Origin of the sequence: Dietzia sp. 2505 (assembly GCF_040546785.1) — a bacterium.
Classification (GTDB): Bacteria; Actinomycetota; Actinomycetes; order Mycobacteriales; family Mycobacteriaceae; genus Dietzia.
Genome location: NZ_JBEPON010000001.1, coordinates 314108 through 340466 on the forward strand (window position 1 = coordinate 314108; position 26359 = coordinate 340466).

12 protein-coding genes are annotated in these 26359 nt (G+C 71.7%); 8 read left to right on the plus strand and 4 right to left on the minus strand.

All coding sequences use genetic code 11. From position 1 onward, the window contains the following. Positions 1 to 31: 31 nt before the first annotated feature. The 6 genes from ABIE38_RS01445 (at position 32) to ABIE38_RS01470 (ending at position 19415) form a co-directional block, all read left to right on the plus strand. Complete coding sequence (locus ABIE38_RS01445) at positions 32 to 5890, plus strand: amino acid adenylation domain-containing protein (RefSeq protein ID WP_354053671.1); 5859 nt, start codon at positions 32 to 34, stop codon at positions 5888 to 5890. Next, positions 5887 to 14328, plus strand: a complete 8442-nt coding sequence (locus tag ABIE38_RS01450; protein ID WP_354053672.1) for a beta-ketoacyl synthase N-terminal-like domain-containing protein — start codon at positions 5887 to 5889, stop codon at positions 14326 to 14328. Before ABIE38_RS01445 ends, ABIE38_RS01450 begins: the two co-directional genes overlap by 4 nt. Beyond that, entirely contained in the window at positions 14325 to 15470 is a 1146-nt protein-coding gene (locus ABIE38_RS01455; RefSeq protein WP_354053673.1) for a class I SAM-dependent methyltransferase, read from the plus strand. Before ABIE38_RS01450 ends, ABIE38_RS01455 begins: the two co-directional genes overlap by 4 nt. Continuing rightward, positions 15467 to 17212: an ABC transporter ATP-binding protein gene (locus ABIE38_RS01460; RefSeq protein WP_354053674.1), complete on the plus strand. Its 1746-nt coding sequence runs from the start codon at positions 15467 to 15469 to the stop codon at positions 17210 to 17212. The genes ABIE38_RS01455 and ABIE38_RS01460 overlap by 4 nt, the downstream gene beginning before the upstream one ends. Beyond that, positions 17209 to 18909: an ABC transporter ATP-binding protein gene (locus ABIE38_RS01465; RefSeq protein ID WP_354053675.1), complete on the plus strand. Its 1701-nt coding sequence runs from the start codon at positions 17209 to 17211 to the stop codon at positions 18907 to 18909. The genes ABIE38_RS01460 and ABIE38_RS01465 overlap by 4 nt, the downstream gene beginning before the upstream one ends. Before the next feature lie 83 nt (positions 18910 to 18992). After that, positions 18993 to 19415 (plus strand): hypothetical protein, encoded by a 423-nt coding sequence (locus ABIE38_RS01470; RefSeq protein ID WP_354053676.1) that lies wholly within the window; start codon positions 18993 to 18995, stop codon positions 19413 to 19415. A gap of 34 nt (positions 19416 to 19449) precedes the next feature. Here ABIE38_RS01470 and ABIE38_RS01475 read toward each other — a convergent pair whose 3' ends face one another. The 3 genes from ABIE38_RS01475 to ABIE38_RS01485 form a co-directional block, all read right to left on the minus strand. Further along, positions 19450 to 20187, minus strand: a complete 738-nt coding sequence (locus ABIE38_RS01475; protein WP_354053677.1) for a haloacid dehalogenase type II — start codon at positions 20185 to 20187, stop codon at positions 19450 to 19452. Positions 20188 to 20250: 63 nt separating this feature from the next. After that, on the minus strand, positions 20251 to 20964 hold the full coding sequence (locus ABIE38_RS01480) for a flavodoxin family protein (protein WP_354053678.1): 714 nt from the start codon (positions 20962 to 20964) through the stop codon (positions 20251 to 20253). A gap of 166 nt (positions 20965 to 21130) precedes the next feature. Next, entirely contained in the window at positions 21131 to 22288 is a 1158-nt protein-coding gene (locus ABIE38_RS01485; RefSeq protein WP_354053679.1) for a CoA transferase, read from the minus strand. A gap of 45 nt (positions 22289 to 22333) precedes the next feature. On the opposite strand from ABIE38_RS01485, the gene ABIE38_RS01490 reads away from it, so the two are divergent. Together ABIE38_RS01490 and ABIE38_RS01495 are read left to right on the plus strand one after the other, a co-directional pair. Then, on the plus strand, positions 22334 to 23308 hold the full coding sequence (locus tag ABIE38_RS01490) for an enoyl-CoA hydratase/isomerase family protein (RefSeq protein ID WP_354053680.1): 975 nt from the start codon (positions 22334 to 22336) through the stop codon (positions 23306 to 23308). Beyond that, positions 23295 to 24665 (plus strand): amidohydrolase family protein, encoded by a 1371-nt coding sequence (locus ABIE38_RS01495; RefSeq protein ID WP_354053681.1) that lies wholly within the window; start codon positions 23295 to 23297, stop codon positions 24663 to 24665. The genes ABIE38_RS01490 and ABIE38_RS01495 overlap by 14 nt, the downstream gene beginning before the upstream one ends. Here the strand turns inward: ABIE38_RS01495 and ABIE38_RS01500 are convergent. Next, on the minus strand, positions 24628 to 26262 hold the full coding sequence (locus ABIE38_RS01500; protein ID WP_354053682.1) for a diflavin oxidoreductase: 1635 nt from the start codon (positions 26260 to 26262) through the stop codon (positions 24628 to 24630). The two genes, ABIE38_RS01495 and ABIE38_RS01500, sit on opposite strands and share 38 nt — an antisense overlap. Positions 26263 to 26359: the final 97 nt, after the last annotated feature.

The following is a 26359-nucleotide window of genomic DNA, read 5'->3' on the forward strand; positions in this document are numbered from 1 at the left end:
GACAGTTCCCGTGTGAGTGAGAGGTGGGGTCATGCCGTCGAACCGGTCCGTGGTCGCAGCTGCCGTCTGCGACGTCCTGGACGTCGACTCGGTGGGACCGGGGAAGCTGGTGGACCTCGGGCTGGACTCCCTCTCGGCGGTGCGGCTCCAACGCCTGCTGGTGGAACGGACCGGGGTGAAAGTGCCCCTGCGGGACTTCGTGGGAGACATCGACCTCGAGTCACTCGAGCGGAGGTGTGCGGCCGCACAGTCGTCGGCAGGGGCGTCGGCAGCGGTATCACCTGGGGGCGAGGGCGGGGTCGACGATGAGGGGGAGACCTCGATCGACGGGACGGACCGGGGCTCGGTCCCGGATACGTTCGCCCTGAGTCCCGTGCAGAGCACCTACTGGGTCGGCCGAGGTGACGACTACCCTCTCGGCGGGGTTTCGACCTACTTCTACTCCGAGTACGAGGTCGTTCCGCCTCCCGGTACGGACGCCCTCTCGACCGTCAGAGACCTCCAGTCGGCGTGGAACCGTGTGGTGGCCCGTCACCCGATGCTGCGTGCGGTGGTCGGCCGCGACGGAGTGGGCCGGATCCTCGACGACCCGGGGGTCCACCGGTTCGAGATCGTGGATCTGCGCTCGGACCCGGATCCGCTGGCGGCCGAGGACGGGGCGCGGCAGGACCTGTCCCACCGTCGCGCGCCCGCACACAGATGGCCCGTACACACGCTCGCCGCTGTCCTGCGCCCGGACGGCTCCCTGGTCCAGTGCGTGGGATTCGATGTGGTGCTCATCGACTTCCCCGGTATCCGACGGGTTCTCGACGAGTGGGGCTCGGAATACAGGCACGAACGTGGGGGTGACGCCGTGCCGGGGACCGGGGTGGTGCCCCCACCCGCGCTATCGCGCTCCGAGGCTGCCGAGCGCGCCGCCATGGAGTTCTGGCGTGGGAGGTCGCAGGACCTACCGGGTGGCCCGTGGGACACCGTGCATCTGCAGGCCGAGCAGCTCACCCCCCCGCGGTTCCGGCGCTCGGAGGGCCGCGTGGACTCCGACGTCTGGGGGGATTTCCGCTCGGCGGCCCGCGCACACGGTGTCTCGCCCGCAGGAGCGCTCGCGGCGTTGTTCGCGGTCGCGCTCCGGCGCTTCGGCGCCCGGGACCGCTTTTGCCTGGTCACCACGCTGTTCGACCCCGAGGCCCGAGAGGAGCCGGGGGTGGGGGACACCACCCGGACCGCTCTCCTCGACACCGATCGGACGGAGTGCGCCGAGGGGTTCGGGGACTACGCAGTGCGGGTGACACGCAACTTCTGGGAGGCCGTCGACCATTCCGCGGTGCCAGCGTCGCGAGTGGTCGGCGAGATGCTCGGGCCGTCGACCGGCATCCCCGAACACCCCGTCGTCTTCACCTCGTCCATCGGGGACCGCGCCGGTGCACGCACGGACGCCTGGCTCGGGCGACGGGGGTTCGGGGTGTCCCAGACGCCCCAGGTCCTCCTCGACGCCATCCACTGGGAGGAGGACGACGAGCTCGTCCTGGCCTGGGACCACGTGGTCGGGGCGGTCGACGAGAGCGTCGTCGACGGCATGCGCCGAGCGGTCCAGGCGGCCCTCGCGGTGTTGGCCCGCAACGAGGCCGCGTGGGTACGACCGGGGCTGTTTCTCGACCCCTGGGTCCGTATCCCGCAGCCGCGGCCGGTGTCCTACGACTCCGGCCCGGGTCTCCACGAGCCGGTGCTGGCAGTGCTGGACGCGGACGGAACGCGACGGGTGGTCTCGCAGGGTGACAGGGTCGCCGATGCCGACGAACTCGCATCCATCGCGGCGTGGACCCGCGGTGAACTGGCTTCCCGGGGGGTCCGTCCCGAGGAGCCGATCCTCGTCCAGCTCGGCAAGTCGGTGGAACAGATCGGCGTCGTCCTCGGGATCACCTCGGCGGGCGCAGCCTACGTGCCCGTCGACCCGGCGTGGCCGCTCACACGCGTCGAACGGATCGCGGCCCGCGCCGGTGCCCGGTACGCCTTTGCCGCCGACGGCACGACCCTGCCCGGCGGGGTCACGGTGATACCCGCTGTGGCCCCGCGGCAGGCGGACGGGGCGGTTCGCCCCGATCCCGCCTCCGTCGAGGGGACCGGCCTGGCGTACACGATCTTCACCTCGGGCTCGACAGGGGAGCCCAAGGGCGTCGCCATCGAGCACGGCCAGGCCAGGACGACGATCGATGATCTGGCCCACCGGTTCCAACCCGGTCCGACGGACGTGGTGCTGGGGCTGTCCGCGTTGAGCTTCGACCTGTCCGTGTGGGACATCTTCGGCGGCCTGTCCGCCGGCGCGCGACTGGTCCTGCCCGAACGCGGGTCGGAGGCCGATCCCGAGCAGTGGCTGCGCACGATCGCGAGCGAGGGCGTGACGGTCTGGAACTCCGCACCCGCACTGGCCGAGATGCTCGCCGACTACGCGGAATCGGATCCCGAGCACGCCCGCACGGCGCTGGGTTCGCTCAGGCTCGTGATGATGTCCGGTGACTGGATCCCGGTGACGCTGCCGGACAGACTCCGCGAACTCGCCCCGCATGCCGTCGTCGTGAGCCTCGGTGGGGCGACGGAGGCCTCCATCTGGTCGATCCACCACGTGATCGGTGACGTCCATCCGCAGTGGCCGTCCATTCCCTACGGCACGGCGCTGGACGGACAGTGGTTCCGGATCCTCGACGGCCCGGACGGGGAACCGGTCCCGGTCGGCGTGGCGGGCGAGTTGTTCATCGGTGGAGAGGGCGTGGCGCGCGGGTATCTGGGCGACGAGGAACAGACCGCGGAGCGGTTCCGGGTCCATCCCGTCTACGGCGAACGCCTCTACCGCACCGGCGACGAGGGGATGTGGTTGCCCGACGGGACCATCCGGTTCCTCGGGCGCGTCGACCGCCAGGTCAAGGTCAACGGGTATCGCGTAGAGCTCGGTGAGATCGATGCGGCTCTCACGCGCCTCGACGGGGTGCGGGCAGGGGTCTGCAGCGCGGTCGACGGCCCCGGCGGTGGCAAGCGCCTCGTCGGGCACGTCGCCCTCACCCCGCGGTCCGGTCTCGACCAGCGTGCGATCCGCGCCGCGCTCCGGGACGCGCTTCCGGCGTACATGGTCCCCACCGCTGTCATGATTCACCGGGAGCTGCCGGTGACGGCAAACGGCAAGATCGACCACAAGGCACTCCCCGATCCCTTCTCCACCGCGTCGACGACCCGGGTGCCGGCAGCGCCCTCGCAGTCGGAGCCCGCGGCGACCACGTCCATGGCGCCGGCTCCCGTCGAATCGGAGCTCCCGCGGGACGTCGAGCCCGACTCCGCGCGGGAGCGGGCGCAGGTCCGTGCGACAGCCTCCGAAGGACTGGTGCCCGAGCTGGCAGCTCTGCTCCCGGACGACGTGGACCCGACTCTCGAGCCACTTGCTGCCGGGCTCGACTCACTCGCCGTGGTGCGCATAGCGAATCTCGTCGAGGACCTCACCGGCTCCCGGCCGGACCTCGAGGAACTCCTGGTGACACCGTTGGGCCGGATCCTTCGTGACGACGCGGACCTCGAACCCGGGGGCCAGCCCGCACAGGTGGCCGCAGTCCCACGGGCCGCCGTGCCTGCCACGCCGACTCTGTCGACCACACCTGCTACGTCGACCACACCTGCTACGTCGACCACACCTGCTACGTCGACCACGCCGGTCGCGCCCTCGGCCGCGCAGCAGACCCAGCACGAATCGGGGACGGACCTCCTCGATGTGGCCTGTGCCGGATCCGGTGTGGAGGTGACGATCGCCGCCGGAGACGGTCCGCTCGGGTCGCAGCTGCTCGCGGCGGGCCGATGGCTGAGCCGGATCGAGCAGGCCGCACCCGAGGGGGGCCTGGAGATGGAGGCCACGGTTGGTGGGCCAGACCAACTCGTCACGCTGCGCCTCGGCCGGAGGGCCACGTCGTCGTCGGCCTTCGCACCGCGGTCGCCAGGTCGGGCCGCGCCCCCGGTCGCGACGTCGAGCCCGTCGCGCGTCGTCGACGCACCCGCCACGGCTGAGGCCGTCACAGTCGCGTCCGGCATACAGGAGCCCACCAGGGCGGCGGTCACGAGCGCCCCGCTGACGGAGATGCAGATGGCCTATCTCGTCGGCCGTGCGGACCCGTGGCTGGGGCGCCCGGTCGCGCCGCGCTATCGAACCGAGGTCGACGTGGAGGACCTGGACCTCGCGGCGCTCGAACGCGCGCTGGACGCGGTCGTGGACGCCCATCCCATCCTGTCGGCACGCGTCGACGACCACGGCCGACAGGTCATCGACAGCTCCGCCCGGCCGAGACTGCGGATCGAGGATCTGAGCGAGGCGACGATCCCGGAGGTGCGCGCCGACCGTGAACGCCGCCGGGTCGAGGAGATGTCCCAGATCCACGACCCCCAGGGTGGGCGGCCCTGGCTCGAGCTCCACGCCGTACGGCTACCGGCGCCCGCCTCGGAGGTGTCCCGGTGGATGGTCGTGCTCATCCTCGACATGCTGTTCTGCGACGTACGTGGAGCGGAGATCATCGCCCGTGACCTCACCGCGGCGTATCGGGGCGACCCCGTCGATCGACCCCCGGTGGGCTTTCTCACCTGGGCGGACGCCCGCGCCGGCGTGGCCGCCTCGGCAACACCGTCGCGAGGGGACTCGAGGGAAGATGTCGGGACGGCGCAGGCGGGGACCCCGAGGCCGCCTGTCCTGTTACCGGTCCGACCCCCCGAGAGCTCGGGGTTCGCCCGCCGCCGTCGCCAGATCGACTCCCGGACCACGGGGGAGTTGATCCGTCGGTGCGCAGTCCACCGGACCACGCTCGACGCGCTGCTCGTCACCGCCTTGGGGGCGCTTCTGGCCACCGATGAGGGACACCGCCCGCCAGTCGTGGTCACCGTGCTCGATCGCCCCGCCGAGCACCGCGACGTCGTGGGCGAGTACACCTCGACCGTCGTCGTCGACCCCCCGGACGGCCGGTCCACGAGCGAGCGCGCCCGAGTGGCGGCGACCCGTCTGCTCGAGGGTGTCCGCGATCTCGGACGCGACGGATCCGGTCACGGCAATCACCGGGTACGCGAGCACCTCCGCTCGGGCGGGAGCACCGGCGTGCTGCCCGTCGTCTACTCCTCGGGTCTGACCGGGTGGACCGGCGGACCGGCTGCGTGTGATGCGCTGGCGGAGTTGGGTCAGCCGGTCCACTCGATCAGTTCGACCCCGCAAGTGCTGATCGACCTCCAGAGCTTCCGCGACACCGACGGTTCGCTACTGCTCGTCCTCGACGCGGTGGAGGACGCCTTCGTCGGCGGCGCGCTCGACAGCATCGCGGATCTGCTCGCCGCGACCGTGACGGCGCTGGCCGACGGAGACGACCGCTGGCACGAGCCCGGCTTCCCCTCGACGGCGACGCCGGGTGTGCCCCGACGCGATGTCGCCGGGCTGGGCCGTACCCGGTCCGCGGGTCCCCCGGGCCGAGGCGCACGCGATGAGGGCGATGGCGGCCTGCTGACCCTCGTGCGGGAGACGGTGGCCGAGGTGCTCGGCCGTACCCCCGGGCACGACGAGCTGGACCGGGGCTTCTTCGAGCTCGGGATGACGTCGATGGATCTGGTCCGCCTCCGCCGGGCACTCGCCGACCGGGGACGCCGGGTGGAGCTCGCGGAGCTCTTCGCCCACCCTGACATCCGATCACTCGCCGCGGGCATGCAGTTCATACCGATGCGGGACCCTGGCCCGAACCCGAACCCGAACCCGAACCGGAGCCCGAGCATCCACCCCGGCCCGGACCGTGCCGGGCTCGCCACCGATCCCGGTGCGCACGATCTGCTCGCGCAGGCCCGTCAGCGCGGGCGTCAGCGCCGCCGCATCCGGCAGGAGACCCTTTCATGACCCGTTCCGTCGATCCGCGACTGGCGCACCACGAGTCGGACATCGCCGTGATCGGCATGGCGTGTCGTCTCCCCGGAGCGACCGACGTCGAGTCGCTGTGGCGACTGCTGCTCGACCAGAAAGAGGGCGTGCTGCGGACCGATCGCGAGACCGCTCGTCGTGACGGCGCGCCATCGGAGCTCGTCGACCACCCGGGCTTCGTTCCCACCGGATCGGACCTCGGCCCGATCGACGGCGTGGACCTCGCCGCGTTCGGATTCTCCCGGCACGAGGCCAGGTACCTCGACCCTCAGCACCGCGTCTTCGCGGAGGAGGTCTGGCACGCGCTCGACGACGCGGGCCACGGGCACGGCTCGGGCGTGGACCGGGTGGGGCTGTTCGCCGGGTGCTCTCCCTCGGCCTACCTTCATCACGCCTTCCGGCAGTCCTTCGACCCGTCCGGGGGGACCGATCCGGCAAACGCCATGCAGATAGCGCTGGGGACGATGCCGGACTACCTCGCGACCGGCATCGCCTACCGGATGAACCTCACCGGGCCCGCGCAGACCGTGCTCACCGCCTGCTCGACCTCGCTGGTCGCGGTCCACCTCGCGGCCGAATCGCTGCGCAGCGGGGAATCGGACATCGCGGTCGCCGGCGGGGTCACCGTGCGGGTGCCCGCGTCTCGCGGGTACGTCCACATCCCTGACGGGCCGTTCTCCGTCGACGGGCACACCCGCAGCTACGGCAGCGGGGCCTCCGGAGCCGTGTTCACCCAGGGGGCGGGCGCGGTCGTCCTGCGCCGGTACGGCGACGCCGTGCGGTCCGGAGACCGGATCCGTGCGGTGATCCGGGGCAGTGCCGTCAACAACGACGGAGCCGCCAAGGCGGGGTTCGTCGTCCCGGGGGTCGACGGACACGCCACCGTCATCGCCGAGGCACTGGCCGGCGCCGGTCTGGAGCCACGAGACATCGGCTACATCGAGGGGCACGGCACGGGCACCCGGATGGGCGATCCCGTGGAGGTCGCGGCCCTGCACCGGGTGTTCGGCCGGGCGGAGCAACCCTGGTGTCGGCTCGGCTCGATCAAGTCCAACATCGGGCACGCCGAGGCTGCCGCCGGGGTCGCGGGGCTCATCAAGGCGGTGCTCGCTGTGGAGCGGGGAGTCATCCCGGCCTCGCTCCACTGCGCTGACCCCAACCCCCACCTCGGACTCGCCGGCTCCGCGTTCCGCTGCGCCGACACCACGACCGACTGGGACCCGGACCGACCCCGCGTCGCCGGGGTGAGCTCGCTCGGGTTCGGCGGAACCAACGCCCACGTCGTCGTGACGCAGCCCGAACCCACACCGGGCGCCGACCCCGACCCCCGTCCGCAGCTGTGGTTGCTCGGCGCGGCCAGCCGCACCGCGCTCGCCGGGGTGATCTCCACCGCCCGGGCCGCGGCATCCGCGCCCTCCGGTGGACGCAGCGCGACCGCGGTGACCGACCTCGCCCACTCACTGTCGAGATCCGATGGACCCCGGGGGTTCCGCGCCGCGCTCGTGGTCGATGCCGCCGACGGCGCGGTGCTCGAGGCGGTCTCCTCCGCCGGATCCGGTGAGACACACGTCCCCGCCGTGGTCGCGGCCTGCCCGGGGGGTGGCGCACAGCGGGCCGGGATGGCGGAGGATCTCTACAGCACCGAACCCGCGGCCAGGGAACTGATCGACGAACTCGCCTCGGTCGCCCGGGAGATCGTGGGGGATGACCTTCGGCGGGTGTGTTGCCCGTCCGCCGCCGGGGTGACCCCGGCCGATGCCGACGACCCCCTGCTCGGCCTGCCCGCGCTGTTCGCCACGACGGTGGCCGTGGGCCGCCTGTGGCTACGGGGCGGGGTCCGACCCGACGTCTGGATCGGCCACTCCTCGGGCGAGTACGCCGCCGCCGTCCTGTCCGGGGCCCTCGACGCCACCGAGACGATGCGACTCGTCGCCCGCCGGGCCAGGGCCCTGTCGACGCTCGAGCCCGGGGGCATGGCGCGCGTCCGCCGCGGTGCCGACTCGATCCCGGATCTGCTGGAACGTTTTCCCGGGCTCGAGGTCGCGGCGCGGAACTCGCCGCGATCGTCGGTGCTGGCGGGATCGACCACGGTGATCACCCGGTTGGTCGACGAACTCGGTGACGACGCCACCCGGGTGCGGATCTCCGTCCCGGGGCACTCGACGCACGTGATCTCGGCGATTCCGGAGCTCCGCGCCGCGGCCTCCGGTCTCGCGGCGCGGGACCCCCTGGGCGCTCTCTACAGTTGTCTCACGGCGGGGCAGGTAACCGCGGCGCAGATCGGGGATCCCGATCACTGGGCCGACCACCTGCGCGGCTCCGTGCGCTTCGATGAGACCCTAGCGCGGATCGCCGATGACGTGGGGGGACCGTTCACCCTGGTCGACCTCGGGCCCGGATCGGTGCTCGCCTCCCTCACCCGTGAATGCGCCCCGCCCGGGCTCGAGAAGATCGTCACGCTTGCCGAGGACGACGGCGCCCTGCGCCGCGCGGGGGTGTTGCGGGGCCTGGGCCACCTGTACGTCGCCGGCCGCGACGTGCACGTCGACGAACTCGTGCGAGGACGCCGGGGCGTACACCCGTTGCCGCGGTACGCCTTCGACCGCACCCGGGCGTGGATCGAGCCGGAGGAGCAGACCTCGGTGGCGATGCCGTCCGAGCTGCGTCGCAGGGCCCTGCGTGACCGGCGTGCTCCGTCGGCCGTCGACCCCGCACCCGAGGGCGCGATCATCTGGCGTGCCGAGGGGCCGCCGCTCAGCGCACTGGACGGGCTCCGCACCGTCATCCGGGACGCACTGCGGTCCGGTGGACCGCTCGTCGTCATGGTCGACGCCCGTGCGGGCGATCCTGAGGCGTCGGCGGCCGTGCTGGCCGCGCTGCCGTCGGTGCGCGCCGAGCACCCGGAGCCCGCCGTGGCCGGGATCATCGTGCACTCCGGCAACCCCGACGCCGCCGGATACGCGCTGGCAGCCGACCTCCACCGCCACGGGCAGTCCCGCTGGCCCACCACTGTCCACGTCACCGGGGACTCGTGGCGGGACGAGGTCGTCGTCGATCACCCCGTGTCGACCGAGCCGGACGACCCCCGGGACCAGGCGCCACCGCGGGTCGTGGTCATCGGCGGTCTCGGCACCGTGGGACGGTACATCGCCACCTCCTTCCTCGCGGCCGGGGCGAACGTCACCCTGACCACCCGTCGCGACGCGGGCGACGTGACCTCCGAGCTCGTCCCCCGAGGCGCATCCGTGGCCACCTGGGATGGCGTCGACGCCGCGCAGCTCGCCGGCGTGTTGCGCGACCTCCCGGGCAGCGGCCCGCTGATCGTGGTGCAGTCCACCGGAGTGGTGGGAAAAGAGAGCTTCGCGACCGTTCAGGAGTCGGGGGCGCAGACTCTGCGGGCCCACGATCGTGCGCGGGTGCAGGTCTGGGACGCCCTCGAGGATGTGGTGGCCGACCTCGCCGAGCGAGCTCCCGACGTACTTGTGGCGATGTCCTCGTTGGCCTCCGTATCGGGAGGCTTCGGCCTGGCCGCGTACGCCGTGTCGTGCCGGGCCGTGGAACTGCGCTGCGAGAGCGCCTCGCCGGCGGACCGGACCCGGCGGATCGCGGTGGCCTGGGACGGGTGGCGGACGACCGGTGCGGATGACGCCGCGTTCGCCCGGAACCTCCTGCGCCACGCTCTGGATCCGGAGTACGCCGCGACCCTGTTGCGCCGGATCACCGCGGGGCCGGCGCGGGGAACGGTGATCGCCAGCCGCCGCCCGCTCACGATCGAGGGTGCGGACGTCGAACAGAAGCCCGGCCCCGGGAGCTCCCGGCGGACCCCCGGGGAATCATCCAGCGTGGCCTCCCCCGACAGCTCCGGCAGCTCGGAGGGATCGGAAGGGGACGGGGGCCGCGCGTCGCTTGACCGTGTGTGCGAATTGTGGGCCGATGCCCTCGGCCTCCACCGTGACGAGGTCGGCCAGGACTCCGATTTCTTCGCACTCGGGGGCCAGTCACTGGCCGCCACCAGGTTGCTCGGCACTCTCCGCGACGAACTGGGCCTCGACCTGCGGCTGCGTGATCTCCTCGACGATCCGACGCCGCGGGGAGTCGCAGGAGCGGTCATGGTGGATCAGGGCGGCGGGACGGGGCCGGCGGGTGCTGTGCCCGCCACTCCCACAGCCACAGCCTTGACCCCGCACCGGGACGCCGGCCGGGACCCGGACCCGACGGGCCCGGCCCCGCTGACCCCGGTCCAGCGCGCGTACCTTCTGGGTCGCGAGGACGACTACGGGATCGGGGGCGCGGCGTGCCACAGCTTCGTGGAGTTCCGGTCCCGGTCGCTCGACCCGGGGTGCTTCGAAGCCGCCTTCCGCACCCTCGTGCAGAGGCACCCGATGTTGCGGACGGTCGTGGAGCTGGACGGGATGCACGAGGTCGACATCAGACCCGAGGACTTCCGCCTCGACGTGACCGATCTGAGGCACTCCGACGACCCCGACAGCGGGCTCCAGCGGTGGCGGGACCGCCTGTCGATGCGGCGCGCCCCGGCATCGCGGTGGCCGCTGGTGTGCCCGTACCTGGCGATCACCGCCGACGCGGTGCATGTGGGGTGGAGCATCGATGTGCTGGTCTGCGACGCCGACAGCTTCGGCCTCCTGCACTCCGAAATGGGAGTGGTCTATCGCGGGGAGGACCCGGGCCCGGCGCCGCTGCGCACCTTTGTCGACCATGTGCGCATCAGCGCGGCGGGTGGGGATGAGGGCGGCGCCAGGAAAGAGGAGGACCGTCGCTGGTGGGCCGAGCGGGTCGCGCGCCTTCCCGCGGCGCCCGAGATCACCGGCGGAGAGGTGGCCCCCGATCAGGTGCCGGTCGGGGGTTTCGCCCGGCACCGCTGGACCCTCGGTCCGGAGCTGAGCGAGGCGGTGGTCCGCACGAGCGCCCGCAGGCGGACAACGCCGGCCGCGCTGCTGCTCACCGCATACGCCCACATGCTGCGCGAGTTGTCCGGGTGCTCGGAATTCGCCGTGATGCTCACGACCTTCGGTCGCCCGCCGGAGATGGCCGGGGTCATCGGGGAGTTCACCGAGCTCTCTCTGGTGGCACTGCACACCTCGACCGATCCCCTCGCCACTCTCGACTCGGTGGGCACCTCGCTGTTCGAGGCGCTCGACCGGTCGAGTGTGTCGGGGATCGACGTCCTCGCCATGCGCAGTGCCCAGGAGGGTCGGCGGTTCTCGGCACCGGTCGTGTTCACCAGCACCCTCGGTGGGGAGGAGGAGTCCGGTTTCGACGACGACTGGAGCGGTGAGCTCGTCGGCGGGACCAGTCAGACTCCCCAAGTGGTGTTGGACCACCAGGCCTATCGCTGGGGTAGGAGCATCATCGCCCAGTGGGACTATCTCGCCTCATCGGTCGACGCCGGCCGCCTCGAGCGGGCCGTTGCCGTCTACGCCGACGCGGTGCGCACACTCGTGGACGACGACGGTGCGGACCCGGCGGACCATGCGGACCAGGTGGCCGATCCGGTCGCGACGCTGCTGGACCTGATCCGGGGAGCCTGGGCCGACGTGCTGGGGCTGGACCCCGGTGACGTCAGCGACGATGCCGACTTCCTGGGTTTGGGGGGCGACTCGCTGACCGCCGTGCGAGCGGTGGCCGGGCTACGGGGCATCGGCGTCACGGTCCCCGTCGCCGACATCCTCAACGGGGTGACTCCCGAGCAGATCGCCCGCCAGGCGACGGCGGCGGGTTGGCGCGTCGGTGATGCCGAACCGGTGCAGCTCGTTCGCGGGGAGCCGGGGCGGCCGTTCCCGCTGACCCCGCTGCAGCAGGCCTACTGGGTCGGCGCCCAGGGGGGCTGGCAACTCTCCAACGACGCAGCGCACTTCGTCGTCGACTTCTTCGACCCGCTGTGCGACCCCGAGCGGCTCCGCGCGGCCGCCCGCCGACTCATCGATCACCAGCCGATGCTGCGCGCCGTGGTCACCGAGGACGGCTACCAACGCGTCCTCGATCCAGACGACCCCCGGCTCGACGCCGACCCGGTCGAGATCGTCGACCTCACCGGGGGCTCGGACGAGGAGGTCTCCCGCGCGATCGGGGACACCCGGTCGGCCTGGGAGGTCGACGGGCCCGATCCCGAGCAGTGGCCGGCATTCCGTATCCGGGCGCACCTGCTGCCCGGGGGCGGTGCCCGCGTCCACGTGGTTGCCGCGCTCGTGTTTGTGGACGGATGGTCCTTCTACCTGTTCTTCGACCAGCTGCTCACCTTCCATGACGAGCCCAACGCCTACTTCCGGTCGCCCGAGGTGAGCTTCGCCGACCACGTGGCGACCCTAGAGGCGGGCGCGACGCGTCCGGCCGCACGTCGTGCGCTGGAGAACTGGCGGCGCCGTCTACCCGAGCTCCCGCAGGCACCACGAGTTCCGGTGCGGTCGGTACCGGACCGGGTGCGGCGGATGGAGCGCCGTTCGTTCCGACTCGACACCGATACCGCCGCCGCGCTGACAGAGCGGTGCCGCGCCGCGCGGGTCACGCCCACGGCGGTGTTCGGGGCGGCGTATTCCCATGCGCTCGCCGAGTGGTGCGCCGAACCGCGATTCCTGCTCACCGTCCTGTACTTCAACCGTCCGCCGATCTCCGGCGACATCGACAGGGTCCTGGGCGCGTTCTCCTCGACGGTGCTGGTGGACATCGCGGTGCCCGACTCGTCGGACCCGGCGGTGCACGCCGGCGGTTTCGGCGAAGCCGTCGGTCGTTCGCTCGACGACTCCGCTGTCGATGGCGTCGACGTCGCCCGGGAGCTGTCGCGTCTCCGGGGCACACGCGGCCTCGTCTCTCCCGTCGTGTTCACCTCGACGCTGGGCTTCAGCGATCCCACGGCGCAGTCGGTGACCAGACGCATCGACCCGACCGATGTGTGGGAGCGGGTCCGCACCCCACAGGTCCTGGTCGACCTGCAGGTCGCGTCAGAGCACGACCAGATCGTGTGCAACGTCGACTGCCCCGAGGGGGTCATCGACCCCGACGACCACCAGCGCCTGGTCGATCGGGTGCGAGACTTCATCGACGCCGTGCTAGAAGAACGGTTCCTCGATCGCGTCGACTGGCCGCAGCTCAGAAGGGGTGAAGGGGACGGGCCGTCGTCGGGCCCACGATCGCTGGCCGATCTCGCCTCCTGGTCGCCGGGCGGCGTCACGGACGGCACGGGGTCCCGGCCGCTGCGACCCGCCGCACAGGGCACACTGGCCCACGTCCGCGATGCCGTGACGTCTCAGCTGGGGCGAACCCCCGGAGATTCGACCGACTTCTTCTCGGCGGGTGGAGACTCACTTGGTCTGGTCCGTGTTCTGGTCGACCTGCGGCGCCGCACCGGGTTCGCGGTGGCCCCGGCGGAGGCCGTGGTCGATCCCACCATCGAGCGCATCGCGGCCCTGGTGGACGAGCGGCGGGAAGCCAAACAACCGGAGCGCCCCGAGGTGACCGAGAGCCCGGCGCGCGTCACGGTGACCGCTGGGGTCAGCACGCTCGATCCGGAGACCCACCTCGTGCCCATGTCCGGGTCCGGGGGCGGGCCCGTCTACCTGCTCCACCCGTCGGGTGGCGACATTTTGTGCTACTCGGACCTGGTCGCCGAGCTTCCGGACCATCGGGTGCTGGCGCTTCCCGATCCCCGGTACTTCGACACCCCGATGCCGGACGATCTCTCGCTCGTCGTCGCCGCCTACGCGGACCTGCTCGAGGCCGCCCATCGCGGTGAGGACCACCCATTGGTGGTCGGGGGTTGGTCGATGGGAGGCACGGTCGCGCATGACGTGGCCGTGGAGTTGCACGGGCGTGGAGTCCTCGTGGGTGGGGTGATCATGATCGACTCGACCACCCCGGACCGGATCCGGCGGATCGCGGGACTCGCACCGGGAGAGGTCGACGCCGAGGTGGCTCTGCGCTACCTGCGGTCCGTCCAGGCCTTCGCCGGCGGCGGTTCCCGGACGGATTCGGTGGTCGAGCCCTCAGAGACGTCGGTCCGGCGAGGTATGGCCGCCGCGTCCGACCCCGCCGCCCGTGGTGACGTCCTCGCGGAGCAGCTGCGGGTCGCGGGACTGGCCGCGACGGATGCCCGCCGGCGGCTCGAGGTGTTCACCTCCCATCTGGCGGGTCTGGCGGAGCATCACGCCCGCTCACTTGAGGGCACCGACGTGCCCGTCCTGCTGCTGCGGGCCGACGAGACCTCCCCGGTGAACTCCGGAGTCGGCATGGGCGTGGACGACGCGGCGGGCACGGAGGATCTGGGGTGGGGGACAGCTCTCGGCTCCAGCGCCACGATCCTCGGAGTGGACGCGCACCACTACTCGGTGCTCAGGAACCCCGCCGTGGGGCAGATCGGGTCGGCCATCCGGGAGTTCCTCGCCGAGCGCGGTGCCGGCCGATGAACCGCACGCTGACGAGTGCCCAGGTCGACAGGGTTGACGCGTGGGCCACGGTCTACGAGGAGATCTACACCGACGGTCACGCCCGGGGGACCGCGGCCGGCGGTCTCGAGGGATGGGTCGACGCGCTGTCCGGCCGTCCCCTGCCCGCCGAGATCATGTGGGAGTGGCGGGACGCCACGGTCGACCTTCTGCGGGGCCTGCGTCCGGAGCGGGTGCTCGACGTGGGCACCGGCACCGGTATGATCGCCCGTGTCCTCGGACCGGAGGTCCGGTCCTATCACGCGGTCGATCTCACCCTCGCCGGGGTCCGGGACCTCATCGACGATCCGGATCGACCCGCAGGCCTGACGTTCGACCGCCGCGCCGCCCACGAGCTGAGCCTGCAGTCGCTTCCCGGCGACAGGCCGGACCTCATCCTCCTCAACAGCGTCGTTCACTACTTCCCCGACCGCGACTACCTCGACGCGGTGCTCACCAATCTGCTCGACCTGCTGGCTCCCGGTGGGGTGCTGTTCCTCGGCGATCTGCGGGACGCCCGACGGGACCCGAGTCGACTCCGCGAGCGCGCGTGGAGATCGGAGCCCTGGGCGGATCCGCACCGGCTCGACGAGCTGGTCGCGGACCTCGCGCGACGGGACCGCGAACTCGCGCTCGATCCCTGGGAGCCGGGGGAGTCCGTCGGCGCGGACACCACCGTTCTTGCGCGCTGCCTGCAGGACAGCGATCTGGCCCGATACCGCGTGGACGTCCTGCTCCGGCCCGGCGGCCGAGCTCCCGGCGGGCAGGTGGCCGGTGGCCGGAAAGCCGAGGTCCGGAACGCCGACCCTCAGGCCACCCACCTCTGGGAGCACCTGGGCGACGACGAAGAACATCGGGAGACCGAGGCTCGCGCGGTCCTGAGCGCGGACGGCGTGGTCGACGTGCCGGACGGGCTGATGTGCCCCTTCGGTCCGTCGGCGCTGGAGGCCTCCTGGTGGACCCCGGCGGGTAGCGCGGGGGTTCACATGAGCCGGCAGTCGCCGGACCGCTTGATCCTCACCGCGCAGCCGCTGACCCCGACCGGTCGCCAGTCTCAAGCCGGACAGCGCGACCAGGCCGGCGCCCGGGCACAGACCGCCCACCCCACAGAGGAGTCGAAGTGAGTGCCTCGGGATTCGACTATCGGGCCGTGCCGCGACTGGTGTGCCCCCACCTCGGCGGGTCCCGTCGCCTGCTCGTGGCCGCGGTGGCGCTCGCCGTGGTCTCGGCCTTCGCGGAGCTCGCGGTGCCCTACGCCGTCTACCGACTGCTCGTGCACCTGGTGGTGGGGGACGGGGGGCTGGCGGCTGCGCAGGCGGTCGCTCTCGCGGCTGCGGGCGTCGTCGTCACCTACGTCACCTTCGGCGCGGCCACAGCACTGGCGCACCGGGCCGCCTTCGACGTGATCGCCCGGATCCGCATCGCACTCGGCGAGGCGTGGTCCGCGGCGGATCTGTCCGACCTGTCGGACGGGCACACGGCCTCGGCCCGCTCAGCCGCGGGGGAGGAGGTCGAGCGGCTCGAAGGAATCCTCGCGCACGGCGTTCCGGAGTTCGCGGCCAGTGTGACCGTGTGGCTTGCCATGACGGTGTGGCTCCTGCGCGAGGATTGGCGACTGGCGCTGGCGTGCGCGGCGGTGGCCCCGATGGCCTTCTGGACGATGCGGCGAGCGATGCGGTCCAACGCCCACCGGATGGGCGAGTTCGTCGTGGCGAACGCGGTGATGGGCCGGGCGATGATGGACCAACTCACCGCGCTCGCGGAGATCAGGGTCTTCGGCGCCCGGACACCCGGGTCCACGGCCGTGTCCGCGATCCGACACACCGCGAGCCTCCAGTCAGCGTGGGGAGCGGCGTTCCTGCGGTGGGGCGCCTGGTTCTCACCTCTGGTCACCGCCTCACCGGCGGTCGTCGCAGTCCTCGGGGCCTGGCTGCTCGCTGCCGGCCGGCTGGAGGTGGACACGTTCCTGCTCTTCATCGTCCTGGCCCCGGCCTACACCGTTCCGCTCGTCACGCTCTTCTACCGGATGCACTCTCTACCCCTGGCGGCCGCGAGTGCCCGTGCGGTCGAGGACCAACTCGACCTGGCCCCGGTGGACCCGACGACTGCGACCGGCCGGGAGCCGCGGGATCGCGCTGTGGTTGTCGACGGACTCGGCTTCGGTCACCGGGGCCGCGCGAGCACCCTCCGACAGGTCTCCTTCCGGGTCGCGGAGGGCGCGACCGTCGCTCTGGTGGGGGAGTCCGGATCGGGCAAGACGACCCTGCTGGAGCTGATCGCCGGGGTGAGGACACCGCCCCTCGGAGAGGTGACGCTCGGGGGCGTGCCCACCGCTGAGCTACTCACCGCACCCGGTCGACGCCGCGTGAGCCTGGCCGCCCAGAATCCGCTGCTGGTCGCCGGCTCGATCGCGGAGAACCTCCGGACCGGTGCGCCCGACGCCCCCGACGGGCTCCTTCTCGACGCGCTGGATGCTGTCGGTCTCCGAGACGAGTTGGGGGACTCGGCCCTCGATCGGCGTCTGGGGGAGGCGGGGGCAGGTCTGTCCGGGGGGCAGCGGCAACGCCTCGCGCTCGCGCGGGCCCTCGTCGTCGACGCCTGGGTCGTGCTGATGGACGAGCCGACCGCCTCGGTCGACCCGCTCACCGAGGACGAGCTGTGGAGATCGATCTCGCGGTGGTGCCGGGGGAGGACACTCGTGCTGGCGACTCACCGGATCGCGTTGGCCCGCCGGGCGGACCACATCGTGGTGCTCGACCGGGGCGCGGTCGCCGAGCAGGGCACCCACGACGAGCTGCTCGACCGTGGCGGGCTCTACGCCGAGTTGAACGATGCCGAGTCGCGGGCGAGGGCGGGGATCCGATGAGCGGCGTGGCCACGATGTGGCGGATCGCCGGTGCCGAACGGGTCCGCGTCCTACGCGGGGTGGGATGGCGGATCGTCCAGTCCCTGCTCGGCGGGCTGCTCTACGGTGTGCTGATCACCATCGTCGTGGACCTGGCGCGTGGCGGGCAGGTGGACGAGTCCCGGGCCGTCCAGGTGACCGCGGTGGCCGTGGTGACACTCCTCGGTCAGTTGATCGCCTCCTATCTGGCCGCCAGGGACTCGTGGCTGGCCTCGTACCAGGTATCCGCTCATGCCCGGGTGTGGGTGCTCGAGCACCTGCTCCGCGTGCCCGTGCCGACGGCCTCCGGTCGTCGCCGCGGGGAGATCCAGGCGCTGCTCACCGGCGACATGCAGCAGATCGAGGACTTCCTGACAGAGGGACTGCCCAAGCTCGGTCAGGCCCTCGGACTACCGGTGTTCGTCATCGCCGCGGCAGCCGTCTATGACCCGGTCGTCGCACTCGTGCTCGGCGGAGCCGTCGTGGCGGCGATCCCGGCGACCGTGTGGGCGGGCACCCGGACCACCGCCGCGGCCCGGGAGCGGACTTCACTCCAGGCCGAGTCCTCGGCACGGTTCGTCGACGTGCTCACCGGGATCACGGTGTGGAGGGTCCTCGCGGCGCCGGGTCGGATCGCCGACGTCCTCCGCGCGACCGCGCTGGACCTGCGTGACTCCTCGGTGCGGATGCTCCGCAGGCTGATACCCCCGCTGATGCTGGCTTCGGCCGTCCTCATGGCCGGGGTGCCGGTCCTGATGGCGGTGGTGGCCGGCCGCGGAACGGAGGTCGCCATAGGGTTCCTCCTCGCGGCGACAGCGGTCTACCGCCCGCTGGTGGCTGCCCTGTCGGTGGGGGAGCAGTGGCACGTGACCCGCGCCGCGATGGAGCGGTTGCACTCAGTGACCGAGATCCCTCCGCTCTCCGAACCCTCGGAGGCAAGAACGCCCCGAGGCGTCGAGGTGCGGTTCGACGGTGTGGGGTACGAGTACCCCGACGGCACCCCGGCGCTGCACGGGATCGACGTGGCACTCCCCGAGAGGGGCATGGTCGCGGTGGTGGGCCACTCGGGCAGCGGCAAGTCCTCGCTCGGGGGACTGCTCTCGAGGTTCGACGACGCCACCGCCGGGTCGGTGAGGATCGGCGGCGTGGACGTCCGCGAGATGGCCTCGGACACCCTCGCGGCCACGGTCACCCAGGTGTTCCAGCACACCCATCTGGTGCCGGGGACGGTGGCCGAGAACATCGCGCTCGGCCGCCCCGATGCCGACCGTGCCGACGTCGTGGGCGCGGCCCGGCGCGCGCAGCTTCACACCGCGATCAGCGACCTTCCCCACGGTTACGACACGCGCCTGGGGGAGGACGGCGCCGGACTGTCCGGCGGACAGCGCCAGCGTCTGGCCATCGCCCGGGCGCTGCTCGTGGATGCGCCGGTCGTGGTGCTGGACGAGCCCACCTCGGCCCTGGACACCCGGACGGAGGGAGAGGTCTCCGAAGTGATCGCCGAACTGGCCCGCGGACGAACGGTCCTGCTCATCGCTCATCGCCTGAGCACGGTCACCCACGCCGACGAGATCGTCGTCCTGGAGCAGGGACGGGTGATCGAACGCGGCACCCATGCCGAGCTCGTGACTGCCGACGGACGGTATCGACGGATGTGGGACCGGCTCGAACCGCCGTAACCCCGCGAGCACGGCCACTGTCCACGTCCAGGAAAGCCCCCCCGTGCCCGGCTGACAGCAGGCACGGCCGAGAGGAGTAGACCATGTCGGATTTCCAGACCCCGGAGAACGTGCATTCCCCGGACCCGGGTGGGGGAGGAAGGAACGCTTTCACGGTGGCGTACTGCGGCACCTGCGGAGGCGAGAAGGAGTCCGCCCTGGTCTCCGCCCTGAGCCGGGCGGTGGGTCGATCGGCTCACGGCGTGCTGGCGCGCGCCACCTGCCTGCTAGGCGGCAGGTGCGGCTCCGCGGGTGAGCCCGAGGCGGACGGACCTGTCGTCCTGGTACAACGGTGCGATCGCGTCACCCGCGAGCCCCGGGGCGGTGTGGTGATAGTCGGACCCGTCCGGACCACCCCGGACGTGAACGGACTGATCCGGTGGCTCGAGAACTCCGATCTCACCGTGGACGAACTTCCGATGCCCCTGCGGCGGGCGCACTACAAGCGTATGGCGTCGCTGAACTGATCGGATCCGTCACCGCCGCTGTCAGTGGGAGGTTTCATCGACGCAGCTGGTCGGCCAGGTCTGAAAGGGACGTTGCCGTGACGTCCGGCGACCTGAAGTATCCCGGGTAGGGCGCGCCGTGCCTGGTGATCCAGGCGGCGCCGAGTCCCGCCCGAGCGGCGCCGTCGATGTCCCAGGGATGAACGGCGACGAGCATCGCGTCCCTGGGGTCGACGACGTCGCACCGGGCGAGAGCGTGCGCGTATGCCCTGCCGGCCGGTTTCCAGGCGCCGGCGTCCTCCACCGAAAGAAGTGCCTCGAAGTGCTCGCGTATCGATGCGCGGTCGAGTAGGCCTTCGGCTATCGCCGCCGAGCCGTTGCTCAGAGTCACCAAGCGGATCCCGAGGTCCGTCAGTGCGTGCACTCCATCCGGTACGTCTGAGTGCACGGGGAGGACCGAGAACCCGCTCATGATGTGCTGGACGGCCTCGTCCGGGTCGCGATCGAGCGACGTGCCGTGGAGGCTGATCCGCAGGGACTCCGCGGCGAGGTGGGCGAACGAGTCGCTCGCCGACACGACCGTGAGGGCGAAGCCGTCCCGGAGGAGCCCCGCGAACCAACTCGACGCCAGGTGCGCAGGCGCGCCGACGTCCTCGAACCGCTGGGCCATCGGCGACATGTCCGAGAGCGTCTCGTTGACGTCGAAAATGATCAGGGCAGGTGCCCGGGGTCCGTCCGGGCTCACCGGGTGGTCCCGGCTCGCGATGGCCTCAAGGGGGAGCTCGGGGGTCATGGAACCCTCCTCGGTCAGTAGCGGTGCTCGGTCTGGCTCGGCGCTCGACTGGTTGAGGACCGCTCAGGATCGGTACTCGGGGTTCTCCCAGCCGAAGCGGGCCCCGGAGTCCCAGGCGGAGCGCTGGTTGCCCTCGACTGGGATGCCGCCGGCCGCCTTGAGCAGCCGAGCAAGATGCATGAGGTTCCAGGTCAGGAAGGTCGTGTTGCGGTTGGTGAAGTCGTTCTCAGGCCCACCGCTGCCGGGGTCCAGGTATGACGGCCCGGGGCCTACCTCGCCGATCCAACCCGCATCGGCGTTGGGCGGGATCGTGTAGCCGAGGTGTTGCAGGCTGTAGAGGATGTTCATCGCGCAGTGCTTGAGCCCGTCCTCGTTGCCGGTGATCAGGCACCCGCCGACCCGGCCGTAGTAGAGGTGCTGGCCCTTGTCGTTGAGCATCCCGGACAGTGCGTAGAGACGCTCGATCACCCGCTTCATCACGCTGGAGTTGTCGCCCAACCAGATGGGTCCGGCCAACACGAGGATGTCGGCCTCGAGAATCCGCGGGTAGATCTCCGGCCAGGCGTCCACGTCCCACCCGTGCTCGCGCATGTCCGGGTAGACGCCCGTGGCGATCGGGTGGTCGACCGCGCGGAGTATCTCCACCTCGACTCCGTGCGTGCGCATGATCGAGGCACTCGCATTGATGAGTCCCTGGGTGTGGCTGAGACCGGGACTGCGCGTGAGAGTGCAATTGACGAACATCGCCCGCAGGCCGGTGAAGTCGGGCTCGCTCATCGGGACTCCTCGACGTGGGTGCGGGCGTGTATCCGAGCGTAGCCACCAGCGGGGTCCGCATGGCAGCGATCGAGGGAGGCCATTCTGCGGATCACACCGCCGGCTGCTGCCGACCGAACGCGCTTCGTGGCGTTAGCCCACCCGCACCCGCGTCGCCTCGGCGGTCTCAGCCCGTGATGTCGCCGGCAGCGCGGGCGGTCGCGGCGGTCCACGCGAGGCAGGTCCGCACGACCGTCTGGCGGTCCGGTCGGTGGTTCGCGGCGGCAGCGAGCGCACCGACGAGTCCGGTCAGGGGGTCGGCGACGGCGTCGCCGTAGAAACCCGGGACCTCATCCGGACCGATGATCACGACTCCGCCGGCGACGGCGGCGTCGTCCCCGAAGCCCACCCGCTGCGGCTGCTCCGGACCGTGCCCCGTGATCTGAAGCCACGTTCGCGCGCGGCCGTCCCCCATGATGGTGCCGGGGCCGACGCCGAGTCCCTCCAGTGCGCGGGGTCGGCTGGCCTCGATCACGACATCGGCCGATGAGACCAGATCGTGCAGCGCGGCTCGACCCGCGCCCGTCGTGACGTCGATCGAGCGGACCTCGGCTCCCGTGCGCAGCTCGGCGTAGAACGCGGGACTCCCCGTGCGGGACGCGTCGGGACGCTCGCTCGACTCGACGTGCACGACCTCGGCTCCGAGTCCTGAGAGCAGGTGGGCGGCGAGTGGCGCGGCCCAGAGCGATCCCAGGTTCACGACCCGGAAGGAGTCCGACCGGGTCCGCGCGGGGACGGCGCTCGTCCGCCAGGGCGCGTCGGGGACGGGCGTCTCGCCCAACATCGAGGCGGGGATGCCGAGCATCGTCGCCCGGTCGACGACCACCCGTGCAGGGAGCCGCGACGCCCACCGCTCGACGTCCGTCCATACATCGCCGACCTCGCGCTCCACCAGGGCGGGCACCAGCTCGACGTCGCTCGGGCGTGCCAGGTTGACCGCCCACCAGCCGTCCGCCGCACGTAGGAGTCGGGCCTCGCCCCCGCGGTCACCGGTCGGCCCGTCGGCGGAGAGGCGGTCGCGGCGGCCCAACACCTCGGCTCCGTCGAGCGACAGCGTGACGTCGAATCGGTCGCGGGCCACGGATGTGAGGGCCGCGGTCAGGGCGCGGGCCAGTGTGGCGGGCCGGCCGTGCGCGACCGATCCGGCCGGGAAGGGTGGGACGCGGGCGCCCGCCAGACCTGTGGCGACCCAGTCGTCGAGCGCCCGGTCGGGATCGACGTCGAGATCGCGGCGGAGGCCGAGCAGTACCTCGGCGTCCGCCGCGGAGACGTCACCTCGACCCATGTCCTCATCCTGCCCGATCTGCGGTCCGGGTGAGATGATGACGCCATGGCGACAGTCCCTGGACTCACGGATGACCGCGGCGGTCAGACACACCGCCCCGGTGTCGTGGTCGTGCGACCCGGGGACGTCGTGGACCCCGATGACGATCGCATCTCCCTGCTGGTCCTCGGGTCCGAGACCGACGCCGAGGGGGACCTCGACGCCGTCGACCTTGTCCTCGCCCCGCAGGGGTCGGTCGCGGCCGCGCGCCGCGAGGTCGTCGGGGTGGCCGACGTCGACGCCGCGGTCGAGATGGTCACGCTAGCCGTGGCCGAGTGGCCGCTGGCGGCGGGTGCGCTGGCACGCCTCCTGCCCCACGTCGTCGAGGCCGACGTCGACCACGGGCTCGCGCTCGAGTCGCGGACTTTCTCGGCGCTGCTGGCCGGCCCCGAATTCGCCGCCTGGCTCGCCGCCCGCGGCGCTCCCCGTCCGCCGGGTGCCCCTCACCGCGTGCAGCTCGAGCGTATCGGCGACGACCTCACCATCACCCTCGACCGTCCGGCGCGACGCAACGCCTACGACGCGGTGATGCGCGACGCCCTGCTCGAGGCGTTGGAGGTCGCCCGGCTCGATCCCGACGTCCACGTCACGCTGCGCGGAGCCGGACCCGACTTCTGCGCGGGTGGCGATCTCAACGAGTTCGGGACGGCCCAGGACCTGGACTCCGCGCACGAGACCCGCCTCGCCGCCAGTCCGGGCGCCGTCATCCACGCGATACGGGACCGGGTCACGGTTCAGGTACACGGCAACGCCGTGGGATCCGGCATCGAGATCGCGGCATTCGCGGGCCACGTCCGCGCCGGCGCTGACTCCAGGTTCCGGCTGCCCGAGGTCGCGATGGGTCTGATCCCGGGCGCCGGCGGCACCGTGAGCCTGACTCGGAGGGTCGGCCGGCACCGTCTTCTGTGGTGGGCTCTGAGCCGTGCCGTACTCGACGCCACGACGGCCCACCGGTGGGGACTCGTCGATGAGCTCTTCTGACAGGGGTCTGCTGGTCCGCGACGTCACGCTCGACGGTGCACGGGTCGACTGCCGCGTCGTCGCAGGGATCGTCGCCGAGCTCGGCCCGGGTCTGACGCCACAGCGGAGTGATCGGGTGATCGACGGTGCCGGGGGCGCGTTGCTGCCGGGGCTGCACGATCACCACGTCCACCCCTTCGCCGCGGCGGCGGTCGCCGGATCACTCGATCTGCGGAGTGGTCCGTTGCCCTCACCCGGCCGCGCGACCGCGTCAGGCCCCGGCCGTACCTGGGTCCGTGCCATCGGTCTGGGGGACGACTACGCCACCTCCGCCGATCTCGATCTCGTGTGGCCGGACCGTCCGGCTCGCGTACAGCACCGCTCAGGCGCATTGTGGGTGCTCAACACCCGTGCGATCAGGCTGCTCGAGGGCGTCCTCGAGCCCGCGGAACAGCTCGATGGACGCGTGTGGCGCGGCGATACGCGGCTCGCCGAGGCCCTGGGTCGTCTCGACCCGCGGGGCGTCGAGGACGACCTCCGGGAGTGGGGGGAGCGGCTCGCCGCCCGGGGCGTCACCGGACTGACCGACGCCACCGTCGGTCTCGCGCCCTCGGACCTCGCCGTGGTGCGTGCTCACGTGCCGCAGCGGGTGATCTCGCTCGGCGCGGAGGACGACGGACTGCCGGTCAAGGTGATCGCGGGCGACCACGGGACCGATACCTGGTCCGCCCTCGGGTCCGCGGTGCGCGCGGCCAGAGAGCGGGGGCGCCCCGTCGCGGTACATGCGGTCTCGGCGACGGCGCTCGCGATGGTCCTGGCCGTCCTGGACGACGTCGGCGTGGTCCCGGGCGACCGCGTCGAACACGCGGCGGTGTGCGACGACGACACCGCCGACCGATTGGCCGAGCTCGGGGTGATCGTCGTGACGCAACCCTCGATCGCCGCGCGGCGCGGGCGGTCGATGAGGGACTCGTCCGACCCCGAGGACCGCCCGTGGTTGTGGCGGATCGCCGGACTGCGCGACCGAGGGGTCCCGGTGGTGCTGTCGAGCGACGCGCCCTACGGTGACCCCGATCCGTGGGCCACGATCCGGTTGGTGACGGTCGGACTGCCGGCGGACCGGTCACCGTGGCTTCACGACCAGACCATTCCGGCGCGCGTGGCACTGGCGTCCTACCTGACCCGCCCCGAGGACCCGGCCGGGCCCGTGAGGACGGTGCACCCGGGCGTGCGGGCCGACCTCTGCGTCCTCGACGCGCCTCTGGACACCGTGCTCGACCGCGTGGTGGGCGGTGACGCCGACTCGCCCGTTCGCCTGACCGTCATCGACGGTCGGGTCGTCAGTACACGTCCTGGCTGTAGCGCCGCTGACGCTTGAGGTCGGCGAGGTAGTCCGAGGCCGCGTCCTCGGTCAGGTGTCCGTGCGTCGAGATCACCTCGACCAGCGCGGCCTCGACGGCGTGCGACATGCTCACACCGTCGCCGCAGATGTAGAAGTGCGCGCCGTCCTGGAGCCAGGCGAAGACGTCGGCACCCTGCTCGCGCAGCTTGTCCTGCACGTAGATCTTGTGCTCCTGGTCGCGGGAGAAGGCGGTCGACAGCCGGGTCAACAGGCCGTCCTGCTGCCACCCGGTGACCTCGTCGCGGTACAGGAAGTCGCAGGTCTCGTGCTGGTCGCCGAAGAACAACCAGTTCTTCCCACCGGCGCCGCGTGAGCGTCGCTCCATGAGGAAGGACCGGAAGGGAGCGACGCCCACTCCCGGGCCGACCATGATGATCGGGGTGTCGTCGGCCGGCAGGCGGAAGCTGGGGTTGGGGGCGAGGAACACGGCCACCTGCGAGGCCTCGGGCACGGCGGTGGTCATCGTCGCCGACCCCGCACCGACGCGGTAGCGGCCGTCGCGGTGATAGCCGACGCAGGAGACCAGCAGGTCGGCAGTCGTGGGCGAGTCGGTCGGACTGGAGCTGATGGAGTACGACCGGTGCTGGAGGGACCCGAGCAGGGTCGCGACGTGTGCGGCATCCCGTCCGTCCTCAGGAACCATCTCGACGAGGTCGAGGGCGTCGCGTCCCCACGACCACGCGTCGAGCGCCTCACGGTCACGAGTCTCGAGCAGGCGGCCCAGCTCCCGGTCCCCGGACTGCTCCGCTACCCACTCGAGGAGGTCGCGGGAGGGCAGGCGCAGCTCCAGTCGATGGGTCAGGAGGTCGCGCCACGTGTCCCCGTGCCCGGTCGGGATGTCGTCAGCATCGACACCCAATGAGGCGAGCAGGCCCTCGACGAGGTCGACCGGGTTGACAGGGACCACGCCGAGCGAATCGCCCGGCAGGTACTCGATGCCGCTGTCGCCGAGATCGACCTCGACGTGGTGGACCGACTTGTGTGACGCGGTGCCGGAGAGCTTCGTCGCGTTCGTGATGGTCGCGACGAAGGGGTCCAGGCGGGTCCAGCGTGCGACCGGCGCCTCCGACGGTGTGATGTCGAGGCCGGTGCTCTCCACGGAGACCGTGTCGGGGAGCGTGGCAAAGGTGGTGGTGACGACCTTGATCCACTGCTGTGACGGGCGTTCGTAGTCGAGGTCGCAGTCGAGCCGGTCGACCACCCGCTGGGCCCCCAGCTCGGCCATCTTCTCGTCGAACATTCGGCCGGCGGCGCAGAAGAACTCGTAGGACGAGTCGCCCAGCGCGAGCACGCAGTAGCGGAGGTGGCTCAGGTCGGGCGCCTCGCCCTCGAGCTCGTCCCAGAGGTCCTGGGCGGTGTCCGGCATGTTGCCGTCATCGTAGGTCGATGAGACGAGCACGACGTGTTCCATCACGGCGAGGTCGGCCACGCTGAGCTCGTCGGTCGACATCAGCTTCGTCGGGTAACCGTCGGCGTCGAGCGCGTCGGCGGTGTCCATCGCGATCACTTCGGCGTTCCCCGTCTGTGAGCCGAACAGCACATTGACGAAGGGACGATCGCTGGTGGATGACATGGGCACTCCCTGCCGATAAGGCGCTCACTGAGCATTCTTGTGACGGGTGTCACGCTTGATCATCATGAGGAATGGAGCCCGCCGTTGTCAAGCTCCA

Bases quoted from the DNA above. Each gene is read 5' to 3' on its own strand.
- ABIE38_RS01450 (WP_354053672.1), top strand. From the start codon at position 5,887: ATGACCCGTTCCGTCGATCCGCGACTGGCGCACCACGAGTCGGACATC.
- ABIE38_RS01470 (WP_354053676.1), top strand. From the start codon at position 18,993: ATGTCGGATTTCCAGACCCCGGAGAACGTGCATTCCCCGGACCCGGGT.
- ABIE38_RS01445 (WP_354053671.1), top strand. From the start codon at position 32: ATGCCGTCGAACCGGTCCGTGGTCGCAGCTGCCGTCTGCGACGTCCTG.
- ABIE38_RS01480 (WP_354053678.1), bottom strand. From the start codon at position 20,964: ATGAGCGAGCCCGACTTCACCGGCCTGCGGGCGATGTTCGTCAATTGC.
- ABIE38_RS01475 (WP_354053677.1), bottom strand. From the start codon at position 20,187: ATGACCCCCGAGCTCCCCCTTGAGGCCATCGCGAGCCGGGACCACCCG.
- ABIE38_RS01465 (WP_354053675.1), top strand. From the start codon at position 17,209: ATGAGCGGCGTGGCCACGATGTGGCGGATCGCCGGTGCCGAACGGGTC.
- ABIE38_RS01495 (WP_354053681.1), top strand. From the start codon at position 23,295: ATGAGCTCTTCTGACAGGGGTCTGCTGGTCCGCGACGTCACGCTCGAC.
- ABIE38_RS01485 (WP_354053679.1), bottom strand. From the start codon at position 22,288: ATGGGTCGAGGTGACGTCTCCGCGGCGGACGCCGAGGTACTGCTCGGC.
- ABIE38_RS01490 (WP_354053680.1), top strand. From the start codon at position 22,334: ATGGCGACAGTCCCTGGACTCACGGATGACCGCGGCGGTCAGACACAC.
- ABIE38_RS01455 (WP_354053673.1), top strand. From the start codon at position 14,325: ATGAACCGCACGCTGACGAGTGCCCAGGTCGACAGGGTTGACGCGTGG.
- ABIE38_RS01500 (WP_354053682.1), bottom strand. From the start codon at position 26,262: ATGTCATCCACCAGCGATCGTCCCTTCGTCAATGTGCTGTTCGGCTCA.